This window comes from Sulfitobacter sp. W002, assembly GCF_025142135.1.
Lineage (GTDB): Bacteria > Pseudomonadota > Alphaproteobacteria > Rhodobacterales > Rhodobacteraceae > Sulfitobacter > Sulfitobacter profundi.
In genome coordinates this window covers 1,506,482-1,518,978 of sequence record NZ_CP081126.1, presented here as the reverse complement: position 1 = coordinate 1,518,978, position 12,497 = coordinate 1,506,482, and the positions used below count along the sequence as shown (strand labels likewise).

Sequence of the window (12,497 nt, the reverse complement as noted above, 5' to 3'; positions counted from 1 at the left end):
ATATGGCCCATTCACCACCCGATTTTGTACACCGTGAGGAAGAGCAATTGACCCAGCGAATAGAAAATTCGGATCGCGGCATAACCCTCAACAAGGGGCTGGCGTGGACCATGGCTTGCGGCATGGTCGGCGCTGGACTGTGGGTGGGGATGCAGCTGGCCAGCGTCACAACTAAGATGGACCAAATTTCAGACGTCAGCGTGGAAGCTGCGTCAGCTCGGTTGTCACTCGAAGTCCGCATTCGGTCGCTTGAAAACACGATGGCCCAGACCCGTGTCCAATTCGAGACGCTCTACCAATCACTCCAAGAAATCAAAGCCGATCAGCGCGAAAGCACCACGCTCTTGCGGCGCATTCTAAACGAAAGGATATCCCCGTGAAACTGATCCCGAATTGGAAACAGATCGCAAAGCGATCGCATAGCATGTGGGCCAATTACCTCGGCATCCTGTGTTTGTTCGCGCCGGAGCTGATCTACTATGTGACCGAGCGCGACACGAACCCGCGCCTCTGGTGGCTGCTCGGTGTTGGCCTGATCATTTATGGCCTGATCGGCCGCGTGAAGGACCAAGGGGTGGGCGATAGCACAACCCGCTGTGCATCGGCCGTCACCGCCGCCGCCTTCCTGCTAGTGGCCTTTCCTCTTGTGGCCAAATGGGAGGGCAAAGAGAACCAAGCCTACCTCGATCGGATTGCAAGCCCGCCGGTCTGGACTGTCTGCTATGGCGAGACGCGCGGCGTGAAAGCAGGAGATAGCTACAACGATGCAGAATGTCAGGCGATGCTTGAAGCGGGGCTGTTAGAGTATCGCGAGGGGCTTTATCAGTATTTCACCCCCCGGACGATCAACACACGCCTGACGCCGGAGCGTGACGCCGCTTATGTTTCGCTCGCTTGGAACGTGGGGATCCGTGGCGCTGGCAAGAGCACGGCCACGCGACGCTTGAATGCGGGCAGCATCGCTGGCGGCTGCACGGCGCTAACGTGGTGGAACAAGGCAGGCGGCCGCGTGGTGCGCGGTCTGGTTCGCCGGCGCTCTGATGAGTACCGGCTCTGCATGCAGGGGCTGGCATGAGCCCGCTAGCGCTGACTGATACACTCGACGTGAAATATTGGGCGTCCAGATGATCGACAAGATCGGCACCATGGCCCTCATCGCCGCGCTGGTGGCCTGCCTCGGGCTGGCCGGGGCGCTCTGGTGGCAATCGTCCGACATGGACCGCCTAGAGGATGACAACGCGCGCCTTGAGCGCAACGCCAACGTCATGGCAGGGCAGATCGACCTAGCCCGACAATCAGCCGCCGTAGCCGCCGCCCATGCCCAGCGTGAGCGCGACCTGAACGCCAAAGCCTCGGCCACGATCGAGGCGATTCGAAACCTTCAACTAGGGGAGTGCGCCGATGCGCCGCTTGATCCTGATCTTGCCGATCTTCTTGGCCGCAGGGATGTGCCAGCCGAAGATTGAATACGTCCCGGTGAAACCCGAGGTGCCGGCCGATCTCCTGCGCCCTGTTCCGATCTCTGATCGACGGGCTGAAACCTACCGCGACCTCGCCATCCTCGCCACTGAACACCTCAACAGCGCGCAAACCGCCAATGCCAAGATCAAGGCAATCGGTAGCGTTTTGAACCCACAATAAAGGAACCGCTCAAATGGCCGCACGAAATACCACCCTGACGATACCGCCTTCGGTATGGACGGAAATCACCGATAGCGATGTGTCCAGCATCACTTTTCAAGTCGGCTCTCAGAACGTCTGGGTCATCGCCACAGATGGGACAATCCCAGCGGGTTTTGATGGGGCGCTGTTTTATGAGCCGCGCCAAGGCGAGGTAAATGCTGCGCTGGCCGATCTATTCCCCGGCGTGACCGGCGCAACCCGTGTGTTTGTCTACAGCATCTACACGGGGAGCAAGATCACGGTGTCCCATGCTTAACTGGCACAGCAAGCGCGGGACGCCTTTCCCCCGCGAGGCATTCTCTCCGGCGATGCTGTTCCGGTCGGGCACGGATGGCCTCTGGCCTGACCCCAGCGACATGTCCACGATGTTCCAAGACAGCGCCGGGACGGTCCCTGTTGCCGCACCGGGTCAGACCGTGGGGCTGATGCTGGACAAGAGCCGAGGGCTGGTGAAGGGGGCCAACGTAGCAGCCGCTGGTCCCACGACAGTTTTCGCGCCTTGGGTAAGCCTTGGTGGGGGTCGATACAGCATCGACGGATCGCAGACCTCCTACCAGAGCCTGTACTATGAGGGCATCTTGGAGGTCGGTGCGACCTATGAAGTCACCTTCACCGTTGAGAGCACCACGGGGGCGATCCGCATTGCCAGCCAACTCAACTCTATCGACCTCACAGGCACGGGAGAGAAAAAAGCACACCTCGTCGCGGCGGCTGGAAACTTCAACATTCAAGCGCCGCCGGGTGTGGTGGCGACTATTGAGGTAGGCGAGGTTCGCAAGGTTCCCGGCAACCACCTGACGCAACCCACGGCCAGCAAGCGGCCCATCTACGGCGTGGTGCCTAAGGGCGGGCGACGGAATTTGCTGGCCTACAGCAAGGAACTGACTTTAGCCCGTTGGCCCTCTGCTGGAACTTCCGCATCCTTTGACCCCTCTGATATCACCGCGCCGGACGGCAGCAAGACAGCCGTGAGGGCTATCAGCGGTGGCGGCGGTTCTGACTATCTATATCGGGATGCGGTTGCGTCAGATGGGCAGATAAAAAGCATCTACGCGCGTACGGTAAGCGGGACCGGGACCGTGGGCCTGCTGGATTTTAACGGAACGCCGCGCTCGGAAACCTCTCTGACGGAAGAATGGCAACGGTTTGAACTGCCAGTTAACACGGCAGATACAGGCGGAGCAAACTTCTATCTTGTGGATTTTCGGGTTGGCACCCTTGGCGAAGTTCTTATCTGGGGGCCGCAGCTTGAAGAAGGGTCCGAGGCCACGCCTTACCAGCGCGTCGGCAACCAATACGATGTGACAGAGCGCGGCGTTGAAACGCTCCATTACCTGTACTTCGATGGGGTGGATGATGAACTCGCGGCCTCTAGGCCGTTGCCTTTCTCGACCGAACTTTTCAGCGCCATTGGTTTCAGGCTGGACAGCTACAACAACACTTTTCCCAACATGTTATCCAACCGGGGGGCCTCTACAGGGGCGGGCCGCAGGCATCCTTTGATTTACGCTAGGCAGTCAAACCCGACCTCACTTGTGCTGGATATAGAGGACACGCCGTTGATCTTGACACTTTCGTCTGAATTGCCGGGGCGAGACATTGTGATGGGCGGGGGCTTTGGTAGCGGACAGATTTTTGCGGAAGCGGATGGAGTTAGCCAAAGCGCTCCGGGCGCGGTGCCGACAGAACTTGACACAGACCCCTTCAAGATCAGCGGCGGCAATCGCTTTGAAGGCCGCTTTTACGGGGCAGCGCAAGTCAACAAGGTGCCGCCTGCGTCGAAGCAGGCCGCGTTGCGCCGTTGGCTTAACCGCAAATCCGGGGTGACGCTATGAGGGTGACAATCATCTGCCCGGAGGCGCACCGCGAGGATGCAAACCAACTGGCTATGGTGCTGGGCTATGGCGCTGCTGATGCGCTGACCTATGGAGAGCCGCAGTGGCAAGACGCGGCGGGCAACCGCTATGCCGTGGCTTCATTGGAGGTGGCCCCAGCATTCATCGACGCAGCCCAAGCAACGCTGGATCGTCCCGTGTGGGACGGGGAAAACAGCGACGAGGATGGTGTCGGCTATCAGGTCAACATGGCCGGAGCGGCCCGCGCTCAGGCGCTGGTGAGTATCTGGGGTTTGCGCTTGGGCTTGGCCGAGGATGAGGTCGAGCCTGATCCTGTTGCCAGCCCTGCCACGATCCTTGCGCTGTTCCACGATAAGCCCATGGCGGTGCTGGAAATGGCGGGCGTAAGTCGGGTCGAGCAGGAGAGCGCTTAAACCCGCATTGCGATGCAAAGCGGCCCCGGAATGATTCTGGGGCCGCTTTGTTTTTATAGAGGTTTTTGAGATTTAGGTTCTGGCGCGCTGCTCTAGACCCAATGCAAAATACCCCAGTAAATCGGCCAAATTTGAGCGAGGAAAAAATTTATGGGAATTACGATAACCCAGTTCCACGCGGTATAGTTGTAGTCATTGAAAAATGTTAGATAAATGAAAGTGGCAACATCGCCTATGATGTATACCCAAATGAAAATTCGTTCCAAACCGAAGCCCCCGTCGAGTGAAAAGTAGCGCACGCTTACTGTCTACGCACTAAGTAGCCCTTACTCTCCATGCATTGGACCACCATACGTTCACCCAACTTGGCATTGGCGTCAACATTGCGCGATATAGACAGCCCTGCTCCATGCACCGTCAGAACGCCACCCGCACTGCTGACGAAATTGCACGATCGGGCAGAAAAGCCAGCGCCTGAAGCCACTGCTTTGCCCTGCCGAAAAGCCGGGGCAAAGCCACTCGCCCGCATTCGGACGTTTCTCTAAGTTATTGATATCAAAGGAACCTACGAAACCCCTAAATTTGCCTAACCCGTTGAATTTAAACAATAGCATGGCAATTTGTAATCAGTAGGTCCGCGGTTCGAGTCCGTGTGGGGGCACCACTTTTCCCGCCAGATGAAATACTTATCCTCACGCTGATCCGATACCTGCCGCTCGCGGTTTACGGATGCCTGTGCGCATTGCCCGCCCCAAAGGCCCCGCGATCACACCAGTTCCGGCGAACGCGGGGCCGTGGCGCTTACCCCATCAGCTTGGAACTGTAGCTGCCCGGCGATGCCGGAAAGACCACGGTTTTATTCCCGTTCAGAAAGACCCGTTGATGGGCATGGGCGTGGATCGCCCGCGCGAGGACGCTCGCCTCAACGTCACGGCCCAGCGACACATAGTCAGAGGCGCTTTGCGCATGGGTGACCCGCACGGTGTCCTGTTCGATAATCGGCCCTTCGTCCAAATCGGCGGTGACGTAATGCGACGTGGCACCGATCAATTTCACGCCCCGCTCATAGGCCTGCTTATAGGGGTTCGCCCCCTTGAAAGACGGCAGGAAGGAGTGGTGGATGTTGATGATCCGGCCCGACATTTTCTGACACATGGCATCCGAGAGGATCTGCATGTAGCGCGCCAGCACGACCAATTCCGCGCCGGTATCCTCTACCACCTCCATGATCCGCGCCTCTGCCTGCGGCTTGTTGTCTTTGGTAACCTTGATGCAATGAAACGGAATGTCATGGTTCGCCACCACCTTTTGGTAGTCCATGTGGTTCGAAATCACGGCGACGATCTCAATCGGGAGGGCCCCGATCCGCACCCGGTAGAGCAGATCATTCAGGCAATGGCCGAAACGAGAGACCATGACCACAACCTTCATCGTGGTGTCTTGGTCGTGGAAATCATAGGTCATGCCAAAGGGTTCTGCGACCGCATCAAACCCATTGCGCAGGCTTTCGAGCGTGGCCCCGGTTTCCGCCTCTGCGCTGATGCGCATGAAGAACTGGCCGTTCTCCGTGTCGTCGAACTGCGCGCTGTCGGTGATATTGCACCCGGTTTCGGCGATGTAATTGGCGATGGCGGCGACGATCCCCCGTTTCGAGGGGCAAGTCACGGTTAGGCAGAACTGGGTCATGGGGTGGTCCTTTGGGCGGTTGTACGTGGCGGCAGGGGGCCTGTTTTGCTTACGCAACGGATTGCAGGCTCCGTCCGGGAAGGCAAGCAATAGCGGGCTCACGGCAGCGCCAAAGCGGCCCATACCAAATGGTGAGCATCTGTTATCGCTTGAAATCTACGCGGCGGCCTTAAATTTGCCCATAGTGGCCCCTGTCTGCGGACCACCAAAGGAGCGCCCGAAATGAACGCCAAGCCCCAGCCGATGTCCCCTGATGAGGCCCTGAGCCTTTTCACCACCACCCGCAGCCGGACGCAGGCTTTGGCAGCGCCGCTTTGCCCCGAAGACATGATGTTGCAAAGCATGGAGGATGCCTCTCCGGTGAAATGGCATCTGGCCCATACGACGTGGTTCTTTGAGGAGTTCATCATCAAACCCCGGGTCGCTGACTATCGTTCGCCCGATGACCGTTTCGCGGTGCTGTTCAACTCCTATTATGTGCAGGCTGGACCGCGTCACGCGCGTGACAAACGCGGATTGGTCTCGCGCCCTGATGGCGCTGCGGTGCGGGCCTATCGCGATCATGTGGAGAACAGCCTGAACGACTTAATGAACGCCGGCCGCGACGATGCCGATGAGATCGCGCAACTGGTTGAACTGGGCTGCCACCATGAGATGCAGCATCAGGAGCTGTTGATCACCGACCTGCTCCACGGGCTGAGTTTTAACCCTTTGCTGCCCACCTACAAAGACCCCGAGCCGCTGGCGGTCTCCGACGAAATGCCGCTTAGCTTCAGCCGCCACAGGGGCGGTCTTGTTGAGATTGGCCATGATGGGGGCGGCTTTGCCTATGATTGCGAAGGGCCGCGCCACAGGGTCTGGCTCGACCCCTTTGAGATTGCCGACCGTCCGGTGACCAACCGCGAATGGATCGCCTTCATGGAGGACGGCGGGTACAGCGACGCGCGGCTGTGGCTGATGGAAGGCCATGCCGTGGCGCAGCGCGAAGCATGGGCGCATCCGCTCTACTGGTGGCAGCAGGATGGCACATGGTGGACCTTTTCCCTGCGCGGGCCGCAGCCTGTCGCGCTTGAAGCGCCGGTGGTCCACGTTAGCTATTATGAAGCCGAAGCCTTTGCCCGTTGGGCCGGGGGCCGTTTGCCCACCGAAGCCGAGCATGAAGTTGCCTTTCGGGATGTGCCGATCAACGGCAACCTGATGGGCGATGCCGATGCGATCGGTGCCCTACGCCCCCTGCCCGGCAAGGGCATTTGGGGTGATGTCTGGGAGTGGACCGCCTCTGATTTTGCACCCTACCCCGGTTTCCGCCCGCCTGAGGGTGCTTTGGGGGAATACAATGGCAAGTTCATGGTCAACCAGCGCGTGCTGCGCGGCGGATCTTGCGCCACGCCAAAGCAACAGTTGCGCCCGAGCTACCGGACGTTTTTCTATCCGCATCAACGTTGGCAGATGATGGGTCTGCGGTTGGCGCGCGACGCGGATTAAGGCCCGAGCGGGGTAAGGCCCCGGCGGGAAAAACCGGGCGGAAAAGGCCGAGCGAGGAACGGCCGAAACGCCGGGGCATTTTGGCGCCCCGGCATGAGCCTTACCGCTGGGTCCGCGGCCTATTGAATGCCAACCCTGAACTGCACCGCCCCGGTCTCACCCGGCAACATTTGCCCGGTGCAGTTCCATTCGATCGCCCCGGCATAGCCAGCCAGATTGCTTGCTGGCCGCACCAAATCACAACTGAGGTTGGGTGACACCTGTTGCGGATCGACGATGGGTTCCGACAGCTCCGTATAGGGTGGGGTCATGTCGTAAATCTTGACGTTCGATGCCTGCGTGGTGGCATTGTTGCGCAGGTATATTCGGTAAAGCAGGATATCATTCACACCGCCGAGGTTGATGGTCCCTTCACCGGTGCCTTGAGTCTCATTCTCCACCGTTTTGCGCAGCTCGATCTGGGTCGATTGCCCCCCGACCGAGACTTCGTCGGTGTTGCTGACCGAACTGGTCACCGTGGTGCGTGCAAAGGCCGTGGCCGCCAGCACTTGATAGGCATAGGTACTGCCCTGCCCAGCGCCGGACCCGGCAGAAACCCGCGAGACGATACAGACGATTTGCCCCGTCGTGACCGCGATGGGACCGGTGATCGGCCCGTCGACACTGTCGTCACAGCCGATGTCTTGGAACAGTGCCGCGCTGAACGCGCCGGTTGGGGTCGAGGTGGCACCGGCGTAGGAGAAGGTCACCTGCCCTTCGGAGGTTGCGGTATAGATATGCGGCAGGGTCGCGACCTGCCCCTGAGCGACCGTCGTGGTTTGATCGTTGGTCAGGCTGGGCAGTTGCAACAGGCCGATATCCAGTCCCATGCGATTGCCGAAAGCCTCAGGGGTGAAGGTAAATTCACCGTCATGGGGGTTGGCGTTCACCAGGTCGGGCAGACCTGCCGCGGCTTCGGAAATCGCGCGGTAGTTATTGGCCGGGATCGCACGGATCGTGATCGGACCGCTATAGGCGCCGGAGAGCCCATAGCTCCACGTGCCATCCGTCGCCAGACCGGGGGTGGCCAGCACCGCGCCGCCACTGTCGAGGATCTCCAACACCGCCGAAGACGCCCCTTCTTCGCTGCCATTGCGCAGCGCGTCGTGCGCGGTGCCGCCGCCCGCTCCATTATCGATGAAGACGCGGCCCGTCAGGATCCGCTCACCTGTCACAAGGTTCACGGAATAGGACGCTTCGTCGTCATCGGGCAGCTGGTCGAACAGGTCATCAGTCAACGGCCCCGTATTGGGATCGCTGTCGGGATCGGGCAGCGAGCTATAGATGATCTCGGCCTGGTTGGTGAAATCACCGCTACCCAGCACCGTGGTGGTGATGGTCAGGGTCTCGCTCGCCCCGCTGAGCAGTTCATCCACGAACCACAATCCGGTATCGGGGTCATAGGTATCCCCGGTCGCGGGCGCATCGTCCGAGACATAGGCAAAGCCGCTTGGAATCTGGTCAATCACTTTGACGCCCGAGGGCGAGCCGCCGCTGACATTGGTGATCGTGATGATCCAATCGATCGTGTCCCCTTCTGAGACATTTGTGATCGGCGTCGTTGTCCCGGTCGTGGCGGCGATTTTGCTGAGTTCAAGGTCACTCCCCGCCGGATCGAACCCGAAGTCTTGGTCACTGGTCACGCTATTGCCGGAAACCGGGACGCCAATCAGCGGGTTGGAGGTGCCGATGGTCAGCCCCGAGGGCAGATCAGGGTCCGCCTCATCCAGCGCGACGCGGTAGGTCGTGTTCACCATCAGGTCGCCCACCGCATAGGTGCCATCGGCTAATGTGTCCGTCGTGATGAGAAAGGTATCATCGGCGGTATTGGCCGGGGTGCCATTGTCGGCAAAGACCGAGATGCCCACGCCCGCCCCGAAATTGGTCTCCCCGTTGTCCTTCCCATCCGACCCGTCCGCATCCTCGTAGATATTGCCAGAGATGCCCCCCAGCGGGATCGGTGCAGGCCCCCGGCAGGAGATGCCATCGCTGCGCCCGCCTTCATCAAAGGGAATGCCGGAAACCAGCTGCGGCACACCCGTCGCAGTCGAAATCACGAAAAGGTTGTTGGTGGTGTTGGAATAGCCGTAGAGCCTGCCCTCGCGGTCAAACCACAGCGCATCGAACACGCCCGCATAGACGGCAGGGCCAATCGCCTGCGGTGTCACGCTGCCCGGTGTGCCATTGTTGACCGCCGCGCGGAACAAAAAGCCCGAGTTCCTGTCGATCCCATACATGATGCCGTCGACAGGATTAAAGGCGAGGTCTTCCGGATTGACGCCGATGGTAAGTGCGATGTCACCCAATACAATCGGTGCAGCAGGGTTGGTCAGATCAACGATCTGCCAAGTGTTTGGGTCAACTTCGTAGATCAGCCGCCCATTGGGCAGAATATCCCCGGCGTTCAGCGCATCGTCCGCTCCGGGGATGTTGCCGAAATCCGTGATGTCGCCAGCCCCATCAATCCGGTAGAGCCTGCGGGTGTTCTGATCCACGCCATAGATATAGCCATCCAGCGCGTTGTAGCCCCAAGCGCCATCGCGGTTCTGCCCGGTGCTGCCAGAAGCCTCAACCGTCGTGGCGTAGCTGCCGCCGCTATCGCGGAACGTCATACGCACCAGCGTAGAAGGGCTGTCGACGATGGCATAGAGCGAGGCATCGCAGACCAGCGGCGGCGGATCGCTGGAGATGGTCAGCGTGTAGTCTTCAACCTCCCCTTCGAAAGCAGTGGCAAGGCCGGTGCTGTCCGTCGACCAGCGAAAGCGGGCGTAGGTGGGCAATGTGGTCGCCCCTGCGGGCACCGCCACCTCGAAAAGGATTGTCCCATTGGTCAGACCATCCTTATCCAGCAGGCCGCCGTCTTGCAGGTTCAGCGCGACCTGCTCTCCGGCTTGGTTAAAGGTGCCGTCGCCATCAAAATCGATGAAGGCTTGGAGATAAGACGACCCCGGCGCTCCGGCCAGATCGCTGACCGTCACTGTGATCTCGGCCAACCCGCCGCGATAGAACTGTGGCAATGTCACCCCATCTTCGTCATCCGATCCATCGGTATCATCGCCCGTGGCCCCGATGGAGTTTTGCGCCAAAAGATCGATATCGGGCGGTGTGCTGCCCAGATAGACCTCCGGCGCGCCGGGGCCTTCGATGATATGCTGCGGATCGCCATAGCTGGCAGGGGCATCGCCGCGGTCGGCGTCGGGCGGTGTTCTGATGGTGATGCCATAGTCTTCGACTTCCCCATCGGGGGCGGGGGTGATCGCGTCCAGCCCTGGCGTCGAGGACCAGCGCAGCCGGACGAAAGTCGGGGTCAGCACCGCGGTGACCGGCACGCTGACGGGGAATGAAATTTCACCATTCACCACCCCATCGAGATCCTGCGCCCCGCCGTCTTGGATATCGGTCGCGACCTGATCGCCAAGAAAGAGGCCATCGCCGCCGAAATCGACAAAGGCCTGCAAATATCCGGTGCCGGCCGTCGGCTCGTTCACCACCACGGTTACGGTGCGGGTCAGATCGCCGTAAAGCTGGGGAAAGCTTTCTTCGTCCTCGTCATCCTTGCCGTCGAGGTCATCGCCCGTGCCATCGACGGAATGCTGTGCCGACCCGTCGCCATCACCGTTGAGCGCGCCGATCCAGTATTGCGCAGTATCGGCGTGCTGCGGATCGCCATAGGTGACGGGCGCATCGCCCCGGTCGGGGCCGGAGCCTGCGTAGATCGTCGTGGGGTCATCGCGCCCCTCGCCCGGCCCGTTGGACGCGACACCATCCCCGTCGCCGGGATTTTCGGAATCCGACAGGTCCGAGACAACCGTCCCGCCCGGCGTCTCGGCAGTGACCTCCGCTTGGTTGCTGATCGTGGTGTCCAAATCTTCGGGCACCAATGTGTAGGTCGCCGTGTAGACGGCCTTTTCGCCAACCAAGAGCGTGCCTTCGGGCGACAGCGATGTCGCGGCCTGAAAGGTGATCACGGGCGGCACGCCTTTGCCGCTGAACTGCGTTTCAGCAAGCTGCACATTGGCCAGATCGACATTGCCAAAATTCTCGGCCGTAAAGACATAGGCGATCGTCTCTCCCGGGTCGGCATAGCCGTTCAGGTTGGTATCGACCAATTGCGCAAGTTTCAGCAGACCGACAGAGCCCACATCGATCGAGACCTGCGCCGGTGCCGAATAGGCCCGCGGCTCATTGGGCAGGATGATGGGCGATTGATAGCGGTAGCCGATCGGCGTCGGCGCGGCAAAAAAGGCCACGAAGGGGGTAAAGGTCAACTCTCCGGTCAGATCGTCATAGCTCCAGGTGCCCTCTCCCAAGACATCGAAACCCACCCGATGGCCTTCGGAATCGGTCACGATATTCTGCGCCCCGGCGGGCGGGATCAGATCGATGGCCTGTTTGGAATATTCGCTGGGCTGCCCGGAATTATTGGCGGGCGCATTGTTGTTTTCGGTCGCGACGCTGTCATTGAACAGGATGTTGACCACCACAGGCTCGCTCAGCACCTGCTCTTTCAGGTCGTCCTGCAAAACCGGCGCTTTGAAGTCACCACATTTCAGGTCATAGGTCTGCGCTTCGTCATAGGTTGGATTGGCAAGCCGGACGAGGAAGCCGTTGTTGGCGGTCCGGCCAAAGCGAAAGGTCGAGGTCTGCGGGTAGAAGATTTCCAAACCCGATACCGGCTGGTTGCTATAATTGCGGTCCCCGGCGAGATAGAACACCTCTGTCCCGAGGTTCGCATCTGGCCCTTCGATATAGCCGCGATAGGTGGTCGCACTGCGGTCAATGCGGACATATTCAACCGTCCCGTCGCAAATATTCACATAGACCTGCTCGTTCAGCGGCCCGTCGATGTCATTGATCTGAAAGAAGACATCCGCCACCACCGGCACGCCGCCCGTGTTGGTCGAGATGTTATGGGTGCCTGCCTCATAGAGGAAGAAATCCATGAAATGAGGGTCTTGTCCGGTTGAGGTGATCTGGATCTGCCCATTGCCAGTGGCGAAAACATGGTCCCGACCCGTGAAGAACATCTCACCGACAATATCGACCGTCACCCCGCCAACCGTGCCCGCGTTGCGCCACAACGCCCGCTCACCAATGCCCGCCCCAACTACGGTGGGGGCGGCGACGGGGTTTAGGATCAACTGCTGGGCCACGGCGACCTTGGTCAGCAAAGCGAACGGAAGCAGGGACCAGAGCGCCTTCGAGATCAACCGCAGCCCTGTCCCCCGCCCGGCCCAAGCGGAGAGAAAGCGCAAACCCTGCGCCACGAACAAGCCGAGAAAATGAAAATAAAAATGCATATCTTTGCTCACAATCTTTTAAAGCAGCCTAGCAA

At 59.9% G+C, this 12,497-nt stretch carries 10 protein-coding genes; 8 read left to right on the top strand and 2 right to left on the bottom strand.

The features are described from left to right. The first annotated feature begins 2 nt into the window (after positions 1–2). The 7 genes from K3758_RS07475 (at position 3) to K3758_RS07445 (ending at position 3,952) form a co-directional block, all read left to right on the top strand. The gene (locus K3758_RS07475; protein WP_259949437.1) at positions 3–380 is read left to right on the top strand and encodes a hypothetical protein; all 378 of its coding nucleotides are present in this window, start codon (positions 3–5) and stop codon (positions 378–380) included. Then, positions 377–1,075, top strand: coding sequence for a lysozyme (locus tag K3758_RS07470; RefSeq protein WP_259949435.1), 699 nt, complete (start codon positions 377–379; stop codon positions 1,073–1,075). The genes K3758_RS07475 and K3758_RS07470 overlap by 4 nt, the downstream gene beginning before the upstream one ends. A gap of 49 nt (positions 1,076–1,124) precedes the next feature. Then, positions 1,125–1,466, top strand: a complete 342-nt coding sequence (locus tag K3758_RS07465; protein ID WP_259949433.1) for a hypothetical protein — start codon at positions 1,125–1,127, stop codon at positions 1,464–1,466. Continuing rightward, positions 1,402–1,641 (top strand): hypothetical protein, encoded by a 240-nt coding sequence (locus tag K3758_RS07460; RefSeq protein WP_259949430.1) that lies wholly within the window; start codon positions 1,402–1,404, stop codon positions 1,639–1,641. Before K3758_RS07465 ends, K3758_RS07460 begins: the two co-directional genes overlap by 65 nt. Positions 1,642–1,654: 13 nt before the next feature. Continuing rightward, positions 1,655–1,939, top strand: a complete 285-nt coding sequence (locus tag K3758_RS07455; protein WP_259949429.1) for a hypothetical protein — start codon at positions 1,655–1,657, stop codon at positions 1,937–1,939. A gap of 100 nt (positions 1,940–2,039) precedes the next feature. Further along, positions 2,040–3,518 (top strand): hypothetical protein, encoded by a 1,479-nt coding sequence (locus tag K3758_RS07450; RefSeq protein ID WP_259949428.1) that lies wholly within the window; start codon positions 2,040–2,042, stop codon positions 3,516–3,518. Then, positions 3,515–3,952, top strand: a complete 438-nt coding sequence (locus tag K3758_RS07445) for a hypothetical protein (protein WP_259949423.1) — start codon at positions 3,515–3,517, stop codon at positions 3,950–3,952. Before K3758_RS07450 ends, K3758_RS07445 begins: the two co-directional genes overlap by 4 nt. Positions 3,953–4,753: 801 nt before the next feature. Here the strand turns inward: K3758_RS07445 and purU are convergent. Continuing rightward, positions 4,754–5,638: a formyltetrahydrofolate deformylase gene (gene purU / locus K3758_RS07440; protein ID WP_259949421.1), complete on the bottom strand. Its 885-nt coding sequence runs from the start codon at positions 5,636–5,638 to the stop codon at positions 4,754–4,756. Between the two features lie 222 nt (positions 5,639–5,860). On the opposite strand from purU, the gene egtB reads away from it, so the two are divergent. Continuing rightward, entirely contained in the window at positions 5,861–7,123 is a 1,263-nt protein-coding gene (gene egtB / locus K3758_RS07435) for an ergothioneine biosynthesis protein EgtB (protein WP_259949418.1), read from the top strand. A gap of 119 nt (positions 7,124–7,242) precedes the next feature. Here egtB and K3758_RS07430 read toward each other — a convergent pair whose 3' ends face one another. Further along, complete coding sequence (locus tag K3758_RS07430; RefSeq protein WP_259949417.1) at positions 7,243–12,462, bottom strand: DUF11 domain-containing protein; 5,220 nt, start codon at positions 12,460–12,462, stop codon at positions 7,243–7,245. Positions 12,463–12,497 lie beyond the last annotated feature (35 nt).